At 68.7% G+C, this 17206-nt stretch carries 17 protein-coding genes and 1 pseudogene; 8 read left to right on the top strand and 10 right to left on the bottom strand.

The features are described 5' to 3' along the window. Window positions 1-161: 161 nt before the first annotated feature. Window positions 162-422: pseudogene (locus A5663_RS08595) on the top strand (acetoin dehydrogenase); the annotation flags it as partial. 90 nt (window positions 423-512) lie between these two features. Here A5663_RS08595 and A5663_RS08600 read toward each other — a convergent pair. Genes A5663_RS08600 through A5663_RS08610 form a run of 3 tightly spaced genes read right to left on the bottom strand, consistent with a single transcriptional unit; the run spans window position 513 to window position 3594 of the window. Continuing rightward, entirely contained in the window at window positions 513-1352 is an 840-nt protein-coding gene (locus A5663_RS08600; RefSeq protein ID WP_068146741.1) for a glycine betaine ABC transporter substrate-binding protein, read from the bottom strand. A gap of 7 nt (window positions 1353-1359) precedes the next feature. After that, window positions 1360-2544, bottom strand: a complete 1185-nt coding sequence (locus tag A5663_RS08605; RefSeq protein WP_197503341.1) for an NADP-dependent malic enzyme — start codon at window positions 2542-2544, stop codon at window positions 1360-1362. 60 nt (window positions 2545-2604) lie between these two features. Beyond that, window positions 2605-3594: a malate dehydrogenase gene (locus A5663_RS08610; RefSeq protein WP_068146744.1), complete on the bottom strand. Its 990-nt coding sequence runs from the start codon at window positions 3592-3594 to the stop codon at window positions 2605-2607. A 150-nt stretch (window positions 3595-3744) separates the two neighbouring features. Here A5663_RS08610 and corA point away from each other — a divergent pair, with 150 nt between their 5' ends. Then, window positions 3745-4848: a magnesium/cobalt transporter CorA gene (gene corA, locus A5663_RS08615; RefSeq protein WP_068146746.1), complete on the top strand. Its 1104-nt coding sequence runs from the start codon at window positions 3745-3747 to the stop codon at window positions 4846-4848. Between the two features lie 3 nt (window positions 4849-4851). Here corA and A5663_RS08620 read toward each other — a convergent pair whose 3' ends face one another. The 6 genes from A5663_RS08620 to A5663_RS08645 form a co-directional block, all read right to left on the bottom strand. Further along, the gene (locus tag A5663_RS08620) at window positions 4852-5454 is read right to left on the bottom strand and encodes a suppressor of fused domain protein (protein WP_068146749.1); all 603 of its coding nucleotides are present in this window, start codon (window positions 5452-5454) and stop codon (window positions 4852-4854) included. Then, window positions 5451-6638, bottom strand: coding sequence for an ABC transporter ATP-binding protein (locus A5663_RS08625; RefSeq protein WP_068146752.1), 1188 nt, complete (start codon window positions 6636-6638; stop codon window positions 5451-5453). Before A5663_RS08625 ends, A5663_RS08620 begins: the two co-directional genes overlap by 4 nt. 2 nt (window positions 6639-6640) lie before the next feature. Next, window positions 6641-7486 (bottom strand): carbohydrate ABC transporter permease, encoded by an 846-nt coding sequence (locus A5663_RS08630; RefSeq protein ID WP_068146754.1) that lies wholly within the window; start codon window positions 7484-7486, stop codon window positions 6641-6643. Next, window positions 7486-8337, bottom strand: a complete 852-nt coding sequence (locus tag A5663_RS08635; protein WP_231976730.1) for a carbohydrate ABC transporter permease — start codon at window positions 8335-8337, stop codon at window positions 7486-7488. Before A5663_RS08635 ends, A5663_RS08630 begins: the two co-directional genes overlap by 1 nt. 80 nt (window positions 8338-8417) lie before the next feature. Further along, window positions 8418-9773: an ABC transporter substrate-binding protein gene (locus A5663_RS08640; RefSeq protein ID WP_068146766.1), complete on the bottom strand. Its 1356-nt coding sequence runs from the start codon at window positions 9771-9773 to the stop codon at window positions 8418-8420. Window positions 9774-10033: 260 nt separating this feature from the next. Continuing rightward, entirely contained in the window at window positions 10034-10555 is a 522-nt protein-coding gene (locus tag A5663_RS08645; RefSeq protein ID WP_068146769.1) for a general stress protein, read from the bottom strand. A gap of 106 nt (window positions 10556-10661) precedes the next feature. On the opposite strand from A5663_RS08645, the gene A5663_RS08650 reads away from it, so the two are divergent. Further along, window positions 10662-11306 carry a DUF4190 domain-containing protein gene (locus tag A5663_RS08650; protein WP_068146772.1) on the top strand — a complete coding sequence of 215 codons (645 nt, stop codon included), beginning with the start codon at window positions 10662-10664 and terminating at the stop codon, window positions 11304-11306. A 3-nt stretch (window positions 11307-11309) separates the two neighbouring features. Then, window positions 11310-11756 (top strand): DUF4190 domain-containing protein, encoded by a 447-nt coding sequence (locus tag A5663_RS08655; protein ID WP_068146776.1) that lies wholly within the window; start codon window positions 11310-11312, stop codon window positions 11754-11756. 3 nt (window positions 11757-11759) lie between these two features. On the opposite strand, the gene A5663_RS08660 is transcribed toward A5663_RS08655, so the two are convergent. Then, window positions 11760-12716, bottom strand: a complete 957-nt coding sequence (locus A5663_RS08660) for a CoA ester lyase (RefSeq protein ID WP_082973998.1) — start codon at window positions 12714-12716, stop codon at window positions 11760-11762. Window positions 12717-12741: 25 nt separating this feature from the next. Here A5663_RS08660 and A5663_RS08665 point away from each other — a divergent pair, with 25 nt between their 5' ends. The 4 genes from A5663_RS08665 to A5663_RS08680 all read left to right on the top strand — a co-directional run. Further along, window positions 12742-14034, top strand: coding sequence for a magnesium transporter MgtE N-terminal domain-containing protein (locus tag A5663_RS08665; RefSeq protein WP_068146783.1), 1293 nt, complete (start codon window positions 12742-12744; stop codon window positions 14032-14034). Continuing rightward, a complete protein-coding gene (locus A5663_RS08670; protein WP_068146785.1) occupies window positions 14031-14582 on the top strand; it encodes a DUF1003 domain-containing protein in 552 nt (183 codons plus the stop codon). Before A5663_RS08665 ends, A5663_RS08670 begins: the two co-directional genes overlap by 4 nt. Before the next feature lie 79 nt (window positions 14583-14661). Then, entirely contained in the window at window positions 14662-16119 is a 1458-nt protein-coding gene (locus A5663_RS08675) for a lytic transglycosylase domain-containing protein (protein ID WP_156744392.1), read from the top strand. A 34-nt stretch (window positions 16120-16153) separates the two neighbouring features. After that, on the top strand, window positions 16154-17206 hold a 1053-nt coding region (locus tag A5663_RS08680), incomplete at its 3' end, for an Mrp/NBP35 family ATP-binding protein (protein WP_068146793.1).

A 17206-nucleotide genomic window follows, 5' to 3' on the forward strand; every position in this document is an offset into this window, starting at 1 on the left:
GCATCTTGTCGAACGTGCGCGTAAGGCCTTCTCGGTCAACGCCTTCGGCGGCAGTCGAGTTGCGCATGATCGCGGTCTTGATGCCGCCGGGATGCACGGTCGTCACCTTCACCGGGTGACGCGCGGCCTTCATCTCCTGGCGCAGTGCCTCGGTGAACCCGCGGACCGCGATCATGCGCAACTCGACTGCCGCCGAAGGCGTTGACCGAGAAGGCCTTACGCGCACGTTCGACAAGATGCTGACGTGGACGAGCCCCGAGAAGGCGGCGAAGGTCATCCTGGAGGCGGTTCGCAAGGACAAGCCGCGCGTGCTTGTCGGCGCCGACGCGAAGATTCTCGACCTGATCGTGCGGCTCACCGGGTCCGGTTATCAGCGGCTGTTCTCCACGGTGGTGGCGAAACTGGTGCCGAACGCACACTGACGCCTGTGTGAGCGTGCGCAGAATGTCGAATATCCGCGGCGTGTCGTGTGCGAACACGCACGCTCGCGGATAAGGGGGCCTGAGTTTCGGCTAGTCGCCCAGCGGGTGTTCGGCGAGGAACGCGTCGGCCACGTGACCCGGATCGGCGCCGCCAGCCACCTCGGCGCGCATCTGCGCCAGCGCCGCGGTGTCCAGCACGCCGGCCACCTCGTTGAGCGCGAGCACCTGCGACTCGGTGAGCTCGTTGCGGCGGTACAGCGGCACCAGGTTCTCAGCGCGGATCAGCGACGTCCGGTCCGAGAGCATCAGCAGTTCAGCGGGAATGCCCGGCGCCGCGGTCGTCGTCCATGCCGCTCGCGACCGCCCGGTCCGCACGGCGGCGAAAGCTGCTGCGGCGTCGGGTGATTCGACCACCTTGGGCTTGCAACTCCCGATGTTCACCGGGTGTGGCGCATCGGCGGCGGCCGCGGTCGTGAGCTGGTCGCAGTTGCGCGCGGCGGCGGTGACATCGCGTCCGTCCCACGCCTTGGCCGTCGCCTCGGTGACCGCCAGGGCGGGCTTGTCCTCCGCCGAGGTCGTGTAGTCCCCCGCGGCGACGCCCTCGGGCAACGCCGACACCATCTCCCGGTAGACCTGCGCGCCGGCGCGTGCCGTCGACCCCGGATTGAACCTGTGCAGCAAGCGGCCGGTGAGACCCGGCACCACGCGAACGTCACCGGAGTCCAGGTCGGCCAGCGGGTCGTCACGGGTCTCGACGTGCGCCGCGGTGCCGTAGGACCGCAGCGCCGCGGCGTACAGGTGCGCGACCAACGCCGACTCGGGATCAAAAGTGGCGCCGACCGCCATCGACGGCGGTTCGCTGTGCCCGCTGCATGCTGCGGTACCCGCCACGATCAGTGCGACGAGCCCCAGCGCCAGCCGCCGGCCCACCGGCGACCTAGCCGCCGGACGCCGCTGCGACCGCCCGGGCCACCGCGGGCGAGACCCGCGGGTCCAGAACGCTCGGCACGATGCGGTCGGCCGCCAGGTCGTCGCCGACGACTGCGAAGATCGCCTCGGCCGCAGCCACTTTCATCTCCTCGGTGATGCGCCGCGCACCGGCGTCCAGCGCGCCGCGGAACACGCCCGGGAAGGCCAGCACATTGTTGATCTGGTTGGGAAAGTCGCTGCGCCCGGTCGCGACGACGGCCGCGTACCTGCTCGCCTCGTCGGGGTGGATCTCCGGATCCGGGTTCGACAGTGCGAACACGATCGAGTTCGGCGCCATCGTGGCGATCAGGTCGGCGGGCACGATGCCGGCGGACAGCCCGAGGAACACGTCGGCTCCGTCGAGCGCCTCGGCGATCCCGCCGGTCAGCCCTCTGGGGTTGGTCCGCTCGGCCATCTGCGCTTTGTGGGCGTTCAGGTTCTCGCGGTCCTTGTGCACGATGCCCTGCGAATCGAGCAGCGTCAGGTCACCGACCCCGGCGGACATCAGGATGTTCGCGCACGCGACTCCGGCCGCACCGGCGCCGGACACCACCACACGCAGCGACGCCATCTCGCGGTCGACGACCCTGGCCGCGCCCAGCAGCGCCGCCAATACGACGATCGCGGTGCCGTGCTGGTCGTCGTGCATGACCGGGCAGTCCAGCGCCTCGATGAGCCGCCGCTCGATCTCGAAGCACCGCGGCGCCGAGATGTCCTCGAGGTTGACCGCACCGAACGTCGGTCGCAGCCGCACCAGGGTCTCGACGATCTCGTCGGGATCCTTGGTGTCGAGCACGATCGGAATCGAGTCGAGGTCGGCGAACGCCTTGAACAGCGCGCTCTTGCCCTCCATCACGGGCAGCGACGCTGCGGCGCCGATGTCGCCGAGGCCGAGCACCGCGCTGCCGTCGCTGACCACCGCCACCATCCGGTTCGCCCAGGTGTAGCGGGCGGCCAGCGTCCGGTCCGCGGCGATGGCCCGGCTGACCTGAGCGACGCCTGGCGTGTAGGCCACCGAAAGCGCCCGCTCGGTGTCGAGGGGCGCATTCAGCGCGACTGAGAGCTTGCCGCCTACGTGGGCCGCAAAGATCTCCTCGTCGCTGACGACGATGTGGGATCCGATCACTGGAAGGTCTCTCAGAGCTTGCGACACGGCGCTCAGGTTAGCGACGAACTGGTAGGTAACCTAATCGTCGGCGTCGTCCGACAACGCTCAGATCAGCCCCAGTTCGGTGACCGCCTTGCGTTCATCTGCGAGCTCGCCGGTGGTCTTGTCGATGCGGCCGCGGGAGAAGTCGTCGATCTCCAGGCCCTGCACGATCGACCAGTTGCCGTCCTTCGTGGTGACCGGGAACGACGAGATCAGGCCTTCCGGCACACCGTAGGAGCCGTCGGAGACGACTGCCATCGAAACCCAGTCGTCGGACGGGGTGCCCAGCAGCCAGTCGCGGGCAGCGTCGACGGTGGCCGACGCGGCCGAGGCGGCCGAGGAAGCGCCGCGCGCGTCGATGATCGCGGCGCCGCGCTTGGCCACAGTCGGGATGAAGTCGTTCTCGATCCAGTTCTGGTCGTTGACGACCTCGGCGGCGTTGCGGCCGTCGACCTCCGCATGGAAGACATCGGGATACTGCGTGGCCGAGTGGTTGCCCCAGATCGTCATCTTCTTGATGTCGGTGACCTTGGCGCCGGTCTTGCGGGCCAGCTGGCTGATCGCCCGGTTGTGGTCCAGGCGGGTCAGGGCGCTGAACCGCTCGCGCGGGATGTCGGGTGCGTTGGTCATCGCGATCAGCGCATTGGTGTTGGCGGGGTTTCCGGTGACGCCGATGCGCACGTCGTCGGCGGCGACCTCGTTGAGCGCCTTGCCCTGGGCGGTGAAGATGGCGCCGTTGGCCTCGAGCAGGTCACTGCGCTCCATGCCCGGCCCGCGCGGCCGGGCGCCGACGAGCAGCGCCAGGTTCGCGCCGTCGAAGATCTTGTTCGCGTCGGCGCCGATCTCCACACCGGCGAGCAGCGGGAACGCGCAGTCGTCGAGCTCCATCACGACACCCTCGAGCGCCTTGAGCGCGGGCTCGATCTCGAGCAGCCGCAGTTCGACGGGCCGGTCCGGTCCGAGCAGCGAACCGCTTGCGATGCGGAACAGCAGGCTGTAGCCGATCTGGCCGGCGGCACCGGTGACGGCGACCTTGAGGGGAGTTGTGCTCACGTCAGATGCTCCTTGGGCAGCAGTGCGTTGCCCGCCCCGCGGGCGGATTGCGTTCGGGGACGAAACTAGCAGGACGCCGAGACAGCCAGCCGCGTAGCATCGGCGACGGCCCATCACCTGCGCCGCGCCCGCCCTGGGGAGTGTGACCCGATGCCGTCGTTCCGCTCGATTCCGTCGTCACTTCGTCCCGTCGGCAAGTCCAGATCCGGCCACATGGACCCCGGCTACATCGGCGAACCGGTCGCGCGGGCGACGGTCGACTGCGGTATCTACTGCGAGGGGACGCGGCTGGCAGGCGCCTACAGCCACACGGCCGCCATGGGCAAGGTCCACCAGTTGCGCGGCGAGGGCAGGGACGCGTTCGTCTGGATCGGTCTGCACGAACCCGACCTGGGTCAGATGCAGAGCGTCGCCGATGAGTTCGACCTGCACGAGCTGGCCGTCGAGGACGCGGTGCACGCGCATCAGCGGCCGAAGCTCGAGCGCTACGACAAGACGCTGTTCCTCGTTCTCAAGACGGTCACCTACGTCGAGCACACCTCGATCGCGTATGCGCGCGAGATCGTCGAGACCGGAGAGATCATGATCTTCGTCGGCCCCGACTTCGTGGTCACGGTGCGGCACGGCGAACACGGTGGCCTCGCCGGGGTACGCAAGCGACTCGACGCCTCCCCCGGCGTCCTCAAGCTGGGCCCGTACGCGGTGATGCACGCGATCGCCGACCACGTCGTCGACGCCTATCTCGACGTCACCGACTCGATCGAGACCGACATCGATGCGATGGAGGAGAACGTCTTCTCGCCGGCCACGCAGACCGACATCGAGTGCATCTATCTGCTCAAGCGCGAAATCGTCGAGCTGCGCCGGTCGGTCAGCCCGCTGACATTGGCGCTGCAGCGGCTCATGAACGACCATCCCGACCTCATCTCGACAGAGGTCCGCCGTTACATGCGCGACGTGCTGGACCACAACACGCAGGCCGCCGACCGGATCACCACCTACGACGAGGTGCTCAGCTCGTTGGTGCAGGCCGCGGTCGGCAAGGTGGCCATGCAGCAGAACGTGGACATGCGCAAGATCTCGGCCTATGTCGCGATCGCCGCGGTGCCGACGGCGATCGCCGGCATCTACGGGATGAACTTCGAGCACATGCCCGAACTCCGGCAGCCGTGGGGCTATCCGGTGGTGCTCGGTGTGATGGTGGTGTTGTGCGCGTTGCTGTTCGGCGCGTTCCGCCGCAATCGGTGGCTGTAGCGCTCAGCTGGGCTTTGCGGCCTTGCGGGCGGGGTCGAGAACGTCGACGCCGTCCTGCGTCCACGCCTCGCGCATCGCGTCGGCTCCCTTGAGCCGAACCCACGCCGCTTCGGTGGCGGTGATCGGCGTCGCCGCTAACACGGCCACGGGCTGCATCGGTCCGGTCAGTGACACATCGTCGATGTCACTGCGGCTCAACAGGAAAGCGGTGAACGGCGCACCTTCCCACAGCGGTGTCTCGAGGTCGATCAGCGCGTCGGGCTCGAGGATCAGCCCTTCGACCGCCGGGGCGGCCGCGACGATCGCGATCGATCGGGACAGCCCCCGCGGCGCGGGACCGCGCAGCGCGACCGTCACCTCCGCGCGCGGGCCGCGCAGCACATCGGTCACCATCTCGGCGGGGTCGAGCATCGGGTGACGCGAACAACCCAGCGACACATGGTGATACACGTCGGAGTCGGCGCTCGGGTCCGGGCCGAACCGCAGCACCTCTATCTTCTCGGTGCCGAGGAACGTGACGCTGGCGGCGGTCGGTTCGGCGGTGATGCCCGCCCGGGCGAAGTGCTCGCGCAGGTGTGCGCGAACCTGTTCGAGAACGTCGGTCACTCGGCCGGAGCCGGCTCGTCATCCGGCTGTGTCAGGTTCCTGCCGGAGTCGGGGTCGAAGACCACCAGCTTCGAGGTGTCGAACGCCAACTCGACGGAGTCGCCCTGCTTGGCCGCAGACTCGACCGAAACCCGTGCCACGAACTCGTTCTCGCCGACGCCGGACTCGGCGGCCAGTTCGGCGAGGTGAGCCGAACGCGCCCCCGCCCCTTCGGTCCTGAAGTGGAGGTACTTGTCGGCGCCCAGCGATTCCACCCGGTCCACCGTCACGTCGAACGTGATCGCCCGAATCCGCGCGTAGACGTCGAGCACCGCGGCGTCCTCGAAGTGCTCGGGCCGGATGCCGACGATCACATTCGCCGGGGCGTTGCGCCGTGCGAGCAGATCGTGCAGCTCCGGAGCGAGCGTGACCTCGCCGAACGGCAGCCGCACGCCGACGTCGGTGATCGTCGCGGGAAAGAAATTCATTGCAGGAGAACCGATGAAGCCGGCGACGAACAGGTTGGCCGGGCGGTTGTATAGCTCCTCGGGTGTGCCGATCTGCTGTACCACCCCGGCGAGCAGGACCACCACGCGGTCACCCAGTGTCATCGCCTCGGTCTGGTCATGCGTCACGTAGACGGTCGTCGTACCCAACCGGTCCTGCAGTCGCGCGATCTCCGAGCGCATCTGCACCCGCAGCTTGGCATCGAGATTCGACAGCGGCTCGTCCATCAGGAACGCCTTGGGGTCGCGCACGATCGCGCGGCCCATCGCGACGCGCTGGCGCTGGCCGCCGGACAGCTGCGCGGGTTTTCGGTCCAGGAGTTCGGTCAGGTCAAGGGTTTTCGCGGCCTCTTCCACCTTCGCGGCGATCTCGTCCTTCTTGACCTTGGCCAGGGTGAGCGGGAACGCGATGTTCTGCCGGACGGTCATATGCGGGTAGAGCGCGTAGGACTGGAACACCATCGCGATGTCGCGGTCCTTGGGCGCCTTCTCGTTGACCCGCTCGCCGCCGATGCGCAGTTCACCTGACGTGATGTCCTCCAGGCCCGCAATCATGTTGAGCGTGGTGGACTTTCCGCAACCCGACGGGCCGACGAGGATGATGAACTCGCCGTCGGCGATCGTCATCGACAGTTCGTGCACGGCCGTCGCACCATTGGGGAAACTCTTGGTCACCCGGTCCAACACAATCTCGGCCATGGTTATCCCTTCACCGCGCCGGATGTCAGGCCGGCGACGATCCGTCGTTGGAAGATCAGGACAAAGACGATGATCGGAACGGTGATCACCATCGCCCCCGCGGCGATCGAACCGGTCGGCTCCTCGAACTGCGAACTGCCGGTGAAGTTCGCGATCGCCACGGGCGCGGTGATCGCGCGCTGGGTCGCCGTCAGCGACAGGGCCAGCAGCAGGTCGTTCCACGCGAAGATGAACACCAGGATCGCCGCGGTGACGATGCCGGGGGCGGCCAGCGGCGCGATCACCTTGCGGAAGGCCTGCGCCGGCGTGGCGCCGTCCATCTTCGCCGCCTTCTCCAGATCCCAGGGGATCTCGCGGAAGAACGCCGAGAGCGTGTAGATCGCCAGCGGAAGCGCAAACGTGATGTACGGAATGATCAGGCCGGGCCAGGTGTCGAACAGGCCGACTGCGCGCTCGATGTTGAAAATCGGTGTGACGAGCGAGATGTGAGGAAACATGGCGATCAGCAGCGCGATGCCGATCAGCAGCTGCTTGCCGGGGAAGTCGAGCCGCGCGACCGCGTACGCGGCCATCCCGCCGATCACGACCGCGATCACGGTGGTGATGAGCCCGATACCGATCGAGTTGATCAACGCCGACGTGAAGGCCCCGTTGTCACCGCCCGAGAAGATCGCCTTGTAGTTGGCGAACGTGATCTCCGCCGGGATCAGCTTGCCGTCCTTGACACTCGACGTCGGCTTCAGCGACAGCGACAGGATCCACAGCACGGGCAGCAGCGCATAGCAAACCACGAGGATGTTGACGACGGTCCAACCCGTCGCACGTGTCGCACCGACCCGCTCGGACATCAGCGACGCTCCTCTGCGGCCCCGGGCGCCGCTGCCCCGAAGACCTTGATGTAGATGAACGCGATGATCGCCACGCACAGGAAGATCAGCACACTGATCGCCGAGCCCAGACCCACGTTGAACGCCTTGAACAGGTTGTCGTAGCCCAGGATTGACACCGAACCGGTGTTGTTCGCGCCGCCGGTGAGGATGTAGATGTTGTCGAAGATGCGGAACGCGTCGAGGGTGCGGAACAGCAGTGCCACCAGGATCGCCGGCTTGATCAGCGGCAGGATGACCTTGACGAGCCGCTTCCACGCACCGGCACCGTCGACCTGGGCGGCGTTGAGCAGATCCTGCGGCACCAGCGCCAGCCCGGCGAGCAGCAGCAGCGCCATGAACGGCGTCGTCTTCCACACCTCGGCGAGCACCACGATCGCCAGCGACGGGATCTGTTCGGTCAGCAGGGCACTGCCCTGCGGCAGCAGGTTCGCCAGGTAGCCGGTGCCCGGTGTCCATGCGTAATACCAGCTGTATGACGCTGCCACCGTGACGATTCCGTAGGGGATGAGGATCGCGGTCCGGACCACGCCTTTGCCGAAGATGGTTCGGTGCATCACGAGAGCGAGCGCCATGCCGAGGACGAATTCGATGGCGACCGAGACGACGGTGATGGCCAGCGTGACGAAAAGCGCTGTCCACCAATAGCGGTCGGTGAGGATGGTGGCGTAGTTGGCCAACCCGATGAACTCGGTGTCCTGAGGCGCCGCCATGTTGTTGCGCTGCAAGCTCAGCCAGATCGCGTAGCCGATCGGGTAGGCGGTGACCGCGAGCATGAGCAGCACCGCCGGAGCGATCAGCAGGAACGCCAGCCTGCGTTCCGAGCGGGTGTCGTCGCTGCCGGGTGCGGCCGGTCGGGTGGATGAGGCGGCGGGAGCGGTTGTCGGCGCGCTCACGGGATCAGCCCCTTGCCGTCGATGGCCTTCTGCACCTGTTCGGTGAGTTCGTCGGCGGTGCGCTCGGGGTCGATGTCGGTGATGGGTGCCAGCGTGGCGGAGATTCGCGTCGACACCGCTTGGTAGACGGGCGTGGCCGGACGGACCGCGGCGTTGGTGAGTTGCTCGCGGATGACGTCGTACTGCGGGTACTTCTTCTGGAAGGCCGGATCGGTGTAGAGCGAGGCGCGTACCGCAGGCAGTCCGCCTTCCACCGAGGTGTACCGCTGGTTCTCGACGTCCCGCAGGCATCGGATGGCCTCGAACGCCTCGGCCCTGTGTTGAGTTGTGTTGGCCACCGCGAGGTTCAAGCCGCCGATGGTCACCCTCGCCTGCTCACCCGGTCGCACACCCGGATAGCGGGCGAACCCGAACACCTTCCGGCTCGCCTCGAGGGCGGCGTCGAACTGCTCGTCGGTGGGCGAGAACGTTCCGACGTCGTTGATGCTGCCGGCGAGCGCGGGGTCGTTGTTCAGCGGCAGGAACGAGACGCCGCCCTTGACCGCGTTCTCGAGCAGCGACGGCAGCACATACGGCCAGTTCACCTCGAGCGCTGCCTTGCCTTGTTCGAGCGCCAACCGCGCCGTCGTCTCGTCGGTCTGGGTCACCGACGGGTCTGCGCCGGGCGCCGTGGCGACGTCTTTGATGACTTGCAGCGCCTTGACGGTGGCGGCCCGGTGCTCGGGCGTGTCGGTCAGGGTGACGGTCTCACCGTCGTCGGAAAGCACCTGACCGCCGGCACTTTCCAGCAGAGTGTTGAACCAGACGACCAGTCCCTCGTACTGCTTGCCCTGTACCGCAATCCAACTCGGTTCGCCCGCCGCATGCAGCCGCGTCGCCTCGGCCACCATGCCGTCCCAGGTTGCGGGCGGCTCGGACATCAGATCGGCGCGATACCAGAGCAATTGGGTGTTGGTGGTGATCGGCGCGGCATACAGCTTGCCCTGCCAGGTGGCGGTCTGCAGTGGACCGGGCAGGGTGTTGGCGTTCGCGTCGGCCTCGGCCTGTCCCGCCGGGTCGTCGGAGAGCGGCAACGCCCAGCCGGCTTCGGCGAACTCGGCGGTCCACACGACGTCGAGCGCCATCACGTCGAGGGTCTTGTCGTTACCGGTCAGCCGCCGGGCAAGCTGGAGCCGCTGGTCGTCGGCGCCCTTCGGCAAGCTGACCTGCCGGATGGTGAACCGGCCACCGAGCTGCTCGTTGCACCGCTTGGCTACGGCCGTGAAGGTCTGCGCCTCGTTGGCCGGGGTGTAGAAGTTGACGACGAGCCCGCCGCTTTCCGAACCGCAGGCGCTCAACATCGACGCCGTCATGAGCGCTGCGACCGCCGCAGCGCCGACTCGCCGTAGGCCCACGCGCACCGCCCGCCTCCGTCCGCGTCCGACGTCGCCGCCGCAGCGGCTCATGTGCGGGAAGCTCCCGCGCGCAAACCGTATTGCCCCGAGCTCGTGGTTCGCAACACTACGGATGCGCGCGTCGCGCACCGTTATGCAATCGCGAACGTGCGCAAAGTCCGCGCGAGCCGCGGCGTGTCGTGTGCAGACGCGCACTCTCGCGGCGAAAAGGAGGCGGCTCAGATGGTCAAGCGCGCCAGCAGATCCCGGCCGCGCTCGGCGCCCTGCGGGTCGCACAGCACGTCGTAGCGGCCGGCGACCAGTTGCAGCGTCGAGCTGAAATCTCTTGTGCCGCGCGCCATCGCATACGGAATGGCCGAGGTGATGAGGCCGAAGAACACACCGGCGACCAGACCGGTGGCCAGCGCGCCCCACGGACTCGGACTGAAGAAGCCGAGGATGAGGCCGATGAACAGGCCCAGCCAGGCGCCGGTCAACACACCTCCGCCGAGCACCTTCGGCCATGTCAGCCGGCCGGTGACCCGCTCGACCTGCATGAGGTCCACACCGACGATCGTCACCTGCTGCACCGGGAACTCCTGATCCGACAGGTAGTCGACGGCGCGCTGCGCCTCGGCGTACGTCGGGTAGGAGCCGATCGGCCATCCCTTCGGCGGCGTCGGAAGGCTTGCACGGCGCGCCGCACCGGCAGTTCCGGGAGTTGCTCCGGGGGTCTGTCCAGGCTGAAACGGACTGGTCATCGCTGGTCGATCTCCTCTTTTTCGCGCCCGGTCGGGTTGTCGCTTCCACCAGAATCAACGTCGCGAGCGCCGCGATCGTGCCCGGTTGGTGCGCTAGGTTGACAGCATGACAAATCCCGGCGACGACGCAGGACGAACCGCATCATCGGGCGCTGACGGCGGCGCGTCGGAGCCGACGTCCAGCGGCTCCGAAGCCCCACCGATCGAGCAGAGTTCCCAGCGGCCTTTCGAGAGCCCGGGACAGCCTGGATACAGCCCGCCCGGATACGGCGCCACCGGCGGTTACGACCCGTCGGCCGGCTATTCGCCGGGCTACTCCCAATCGCCGGGCTATCCGCCGTCGCCGCCGAGCGGCTACCCGCCTCCGCAGTCCGGGGCCTACCCGCCCGGCGGTTACCCGCCGCCGTATCCCGATTCCGCCAACCTGGGGCAGGGATATCCGCCACCGCCCTACGGCGCTCCCTCGCCCTACGGCGGAGCCGGCGGTTACGGCACCTCCAGCTACGGCGGCTACGGCACGCCCGCGCAGGACAAGACAAACGGGATGGCCATCGGCTCGCTGGTGGCCGCGCTGGTCGGCCTGCTCTGCGGCATCGGCTCGATCATCGGCATCGTGCTCGGCGTCGTCGCGCTGAACCAGATCAAGGACAGCGGCGAGAATGGGCGCGGGCTCGCCATCGCGGGCATCGCCGTCGGTGCAGCGACCTTCATCTTCAACATCGTCTTCACCCTGGTCTGGCTGGGCAGCTGAGCGGTGACGGGCAGCCCCTACGGCGGCGAGTACCCCGACCGGCCAGACCCGCTCGCACCGGTGGACTATCCCGCTGACGCGGGGTTGCCGCCGCCGGTGGAACCGGCTGCGGGATACCAGCCGCCGGGCTACCCGCCGTCGTACCCGGGGTACTACCCGACGCCCGGATATGCCTACGACCCGTACCGGCCGGTGCGTCCGCTCGGCACCAACGGCAAGGCCATCGCCTCGCTGGTGTCATCGCTCGTCGGCGTGTTCTGCTGTGGGGTGACGTGCATCGTCGGGGTGATCCTGGGCGTGATCGCGATGCGCGAGACAAAGCAAACCGGGCAGGACGGCTACGGAATCGCGTTGGCGGGCACGATCATCGGCGGACTGGCAGTTGCCGGTTTCCTGATCTATCTGCTGCTGTCCATCGGCCTGGTGGCCAGCGGCTTGCAGTGGACCTGACCGTCACCTGGCGGGGCTGAAGCGTTCCCCCTGGCGTTGCATGCCTGCGGCGCGGCCCTTTCCGGCGATCACCAGAGCCATCTTTCTGCTCGCTTCGTCGATCATCTCGTCGCCGAGCATGACCGCTCCCCTGGCGCCGCCCGCGCCGGAGGTGTGCCACTCGTAGGCCTCCAGGATCAACTCGGCGTGGTCGTAGTCCTTCTGCCGTGGGCTGAAAACCTCGTTGCCCGCGGCGATCTGGTCCGGATGCAGCACCCACTTGCCGTCGTAACCCAACGCCGCGGACCGGCCGGCGACCCGGCGGAAGCCGTCGACGTCGCGGACCTTCAGGTACGGCCCGTCGATCGCGAGCACGCCGTGGGCGCGCGCGGCGACCAGGATGCGCATCAGCACGTGGTGGTGCGCATCGCCGACGTCGTAGCCCTCCGGTTGCTCACCGACCTCCAGCGTGCGCATGTTCAGGCTGGCCGCCATGTCGGCGGGTCCGAGCACCAGCGCCTGCAGCCGGGGCGCCACCGCGATCGCGTCAATGTTGGTGAGGCCCTGGGCATTCTCGATCTGCGCCTCGATGCCGATGCGGCCGGCCGGCAGACCGTGCATCGTCTCGAGCTGGGTAAGCAGCAGATCCAGCGCGTGGATGTGCGTGGCGTCGGTGACCTTCGGCAACACCACGATGTCCAGTGCCGCGCCGGCGGTCGAGACCACCTCGATGAGGTCGGCGTGCGTCCACGGCGTCGTCCAGTCGTTGACCCGGACACCGCGCAGTTGACCGGCCCACCCGGGCCCGGCCAGCGCGGCGGCCACCCGCGTGCGGGCCGCGGCCTTGGCGTCCGGTGCGACCGCGTCCTCGAGATCCAGGAACACCTCATCGGCAGCCAGGGATTTCGCCTTCTCGATCATCTTGGCGCTGCTTCCCGGTACGGAGAGGACCGTTCGGCGGGGTCGATACCGGTTTTCCACAACCACACTCTCTACCCTTTCAGTCATGGCGGCGGTGAACAGGGTCTATACGGCCCGACTCGCGGGAATGGTGGTGTTGGGCCCCGACGGGGAGTCCATCGGCCGTGTCCGTGACGTGGTGGTCAGCATCAGTCTTGTCCGCCAACAGCCGCGCGTACTCGGCTTGGTCGTCGAATTGCTCACGCGGCGAAGGATTTTCGTTCCGATACTGCGGGTGACATCAATCGAGCCCGGCGCCGTGACACTTGCCACCGGCAGCGTGTCGCTGCGCCGGTTCGCGCAGCGTCCGGGCGAGGTGCTCGTGCTCGGCCAGGTGATCGAGACGCGCGTGCGCGTCGACGATCCCGACCTGCCGGAGCTGGCCGGCCTCGACGTGATCGTGGTGGACCTCGGCATCGAGCAGACCCGCACCCGCGACTGGATGGTGACCAAGGTCGCGGTGCGCCCGCACCGGCGGCTGGGCCGGCGCAGCAACATGCACGTCGTCGACTGGCAGCACGTCCACGGTCTGACACCGTCCGGCTTGGCGATGCCCGACCAGGGCGTGGCGCAGCTGCTCGAGCAGTTCGAGGGCCAGCGCGCGGTCGAGGTCGCCGAGGCCATCCGCGAGCTGCCGGCCAAGCGCCGCTACGAGGTCGTCAACGCCCTCGACGACGAGCGGCTGGCCGACGTGCTGCAGGAACTTCCCGAAGACGACCAGACCGACGTCTTGAAGCGCATGCCGGCCGACCGGGCCGCGGACGTCCTGGAGGCGATGGATCCCGACGACGCCGCCGACCTCCTGGGTTCGATGACGCCGACCGACGCCGAGCAGTTCCTGCGTCGCATGGATCCCGAGGACTCCGAGGACGTGCGGCGCCTGCTGTCGCACTCACCCGACACGGCCGGCGGGTTGATGACGTCCGAACCCGTGGTGCTGGCCCCGGACACCACGGTTGCCGAGGCGCTGGCCCGGGTCCGCGACCCCGACCTGACGCCGGCGCTGGCGTCGCTGGTGTTCGTGGCGCGCCCACCGACGGCCACGCCGACCGGCCAGTACCTCGGTTGCGTGCATCTGCAGCGGCTGCTGCGTGAGCCGCCCGCCGACCTGGTCAGCGGGATGGTCGACACCGACCTGCCCAATCTCGGCCCGGAGGACTCCCTGGCGGCCGTCACCCGCTACTTCGCCGCCTACAACCTGGTCTGCGGACCGGTCGTCGACGAGCAGAACCACCTGCTCGGCGCGGTGTCGGTCGACGACGTGCTCGACCACCTGCTACCCCACGACTGGCGCGAGACCGAAGAGCCGGAGCTCACCGGCGCCGAGGGGGCCACATGACCGACCGCAGCCGTCTCGACACGCCGCTGGAGTCGCGGCGGCGGTTCTCGTTCAACGTCGACCCCGAGGCGGTCGGCAACTTCAGCGAGTCGATAGCCCGGTTCCTCGGCACCGGGCGGTATCTGGCGTGGCAGACGATCATCGTGATCGTCTGGATCTGCCTGAACCTGTTCGCCATCGGACTGCAGTGGGACCCGTATCCCTTCATCCTGCTCAACCTTGCGTTCTCCACGCAGGCGGCATACGCCGCGCCGCTGATCCTGCTGGCGCAGAACCGTCAGGAGAACCGGGACCGGGTCTCGCTCGACGAGGACCGTCGCCGGGCCCTGCAAACGAAGGCCGACACCGAGTATCTGGCCCGGGAACTGGCGGCGCTGCGGCTGGCGGTCGGCGAGGTCGTCACCCGCGACTACCTGCGGCGAGAGCTCGAGGAGATGCGCGAGATGCTGGCCCAGTTGCAAGCTCCTACGCACGATGCGGCCGACGACCGGGGCGGCCGGACGGAGCCGAGCGAGCGCAGGACGAGAAAGTCGAGCGCAGGCAGCTAACGAATTGCGGTAACGCTTCGATTACTTACTGGGTATGGTGACTTGGTTCACAAGCGATCGCAGACTCTAGGACGGTTGAGTGCACATCAGGGGAGGAGCCGCCCTCAGGGCCGCGCGGCGCCGAGCGGGTCGGGCCATCGCCGCTTCGGGGCCCACACTGCAGAACCTCGGTTCAGCTAACCGCATGCGCGCCGGCTTCGGGTTGGCGATCATCGCGCCGGTCGTGTTGGCCGGCAGCGTCGGGGCGTCCGCCCCGTCGCCACGCACAGCGGTCAGCGACGCCGCGGTGACCCCGCTGGCGGCCGTCGAACCGTCACCGGGCAACCGATCCGGCGCTTCGGTCGTCGCAATCACCAAGACGCCGTCGGCGTTCCACATCGCGGCCTCCACGGTGTCCGCCCCTCCGCCCGCAGCCGTCGTGAATTCCCCTGGCACACTTGGCATTCCATCAATGGCCCTGGCGGCGTACCGGAACGCGGAGCGGATGATGGCCGCGGCCTACCCGGGCTGCGGCGTGAGCTGGAACCTGCTCGCCGGAATCGGACGAATCGAGTCGATGCACGCCAACGGTGGTGCGACCGACGCCCAGGGCACGGCGATCCGGCCGATCTTCGGCCCGGCGCTGGACGGCACGCTGCCCGGCAACGAGGTCATCGTGCAGAACCGCACGGCCGACCGCGTCACCTACGCCCGCGCCATGGGTCCCATGCAGTTCCTGCCCGGCACGTGGTCGCGTTACGCCTCCGACGGCGACGGCGACGGCAAGGCCGATCCCCAGAACGTCTACGACGCCAGCCTGGCCGCAGCCCGGTACCTGTGCAGCGGCAACCTGAACCTGCGCGACCCGTCGCAGGTGATGTCGGCGATCCTGCGCTACAACAACTCGGTGGCCTACGCCCGCAACGTGCTGGGCTGGGCGGCTGCCTACGCCACCGGCGTGGTGCCGATGGACCTGCCGCCGATCAACGGTCCGGTTCCCACCCTGGGCGAGACCACTGGCGGTGACGTTCACCTGACCCAGTTGGCCGACTATCAGGGCCTGGGCCCGGGCTTGCCGATCAACGCGCTCGGCCTACCGGCCAACGACCCCATGGCGCTGATGCCACTGCTCGAGCGCGACTCGGTCGCCAACCAGATGGGCGCGCCTGGCCAGCGGCTCGGGCCGCTACCCGGTCCGGTCCCGCAGGGGCCCATGACGCCGCAGGCACCGCCGCAACCGCCGCCGTGGACACCGCCCTGGATGCAGCCGCAGCGGCCCGAGTGCGCGGTGTTCTGTATCCAGGACAACCCGGCGCCGCCGCTGCAGCCCGCGCTCGGAGGTGCTCCGGTCGCCCAGCCGATCGTGCCGCCCCCTGCGGCTCCCCCGGCACCCCCGGCTCCGATGGCACCGCCTGCGCCGGCACCCGCCGCGGCCCCACCGGCACCGGCGGCCCAGACACCGCCGGCCCCCGGACCCGCGCCGGCCACACCCGCGCCCGCCGCACCTGCCGCGCCCGGCCCCGTCGCGCCTGGACCTGCGCCCGGACCCGTCGGTTAAGGACGGTCGTCGGGTCGGCCTAGACTCGACCGCGATGTCTCAATCACCCGCTGACCTGGAAGCCGCGGTTCGGCGCGCGCTGAGCAAAGTCATCGACCCCGAGTTGCGGCGGCCGATCACCGAACTCGGCATGGTCAAGAACGTCACCGTCGAGCCCGACAGCGCAATCCACGTCGAGGTCTACCTGACCACCGCCGCCTGCCCGAAGAAGTCCGAGATCTCCGAGCAGGTCAGCCGCGCAGTGGCCGACGTTCCGGGCACCGGCTCGGTGCGGGTCAGCCTCGACGTGATGAACGACGAACAACGCACCGAGCTGCGTAAGCAGCTGCGCGGCGACTCGCGCGAACCGGTCATCCCGTTCGCCCAGCCCGGCTCGCTGACGCGCGTCTACGCGGTGGCCTCCGGCAAAGGTGGCGTCGGCAAGTCCAGCGTCACCGTCAACCTGGCCGCGGCGATGGCCGCGCGCGGGGTGTCGGTCGGCGTGCTGGACGCCGACATCTACGGGCACTCCGTCCCGCGCATGATGGGCACCACCGACCGGCCCACCCAGGTCGAGTCGATGATCGTGCCGCCGGTCGCCCACGACGTGCGCGTCATCTCGATCGCGATGTTCACCCAGGGCAACACCCCGGTGGTGTGGCGCGGACCGATGTTGCACCGTGCGCTGCAGCAGTTTCTCGCCGACGTGTACTGGGGTGACCTGGACGTCCTGCTGCTGGACCTGCCGCCGGGCACCGGCGACGTCGCGATCTCGGTGGCCCAGCTGATCCCGGGCGCGGAGATCCTGGTGGTGACGACGCCGCAGCTGGCCGCCGCCGAGGTGGCCGAACGGGCCGGCGCGATCGCGCTGCAGACCCGTCAGCGCATCGTAGGCGTGGTGGAGAACATGTCGGGTCTGCTGCTGCCCGACGGCACGACCATGCAGATCTTCGGCGAGGGCGGCGGCATGCAGGTTGCCGACCGGCTGTCGCGCGCGGTCGGCGCCGACGTGCCGTTGCTCGGCCAGGTGCCGCTCGACCCCGCCCTGGTGGCCGCCGGCGACGCCGGCGTCCCGCTGGTGCTGTCCGCGCCGGATTCGGCTGCGGGC

This window comes from Mycobacterium sp. E740, assembly GCF_001672895.1.
GTDB lineage: Bacteria > Actinomycetota > Actinomycetes > Mycobacteriales > Mycobacteriaceae > Mycobacterium.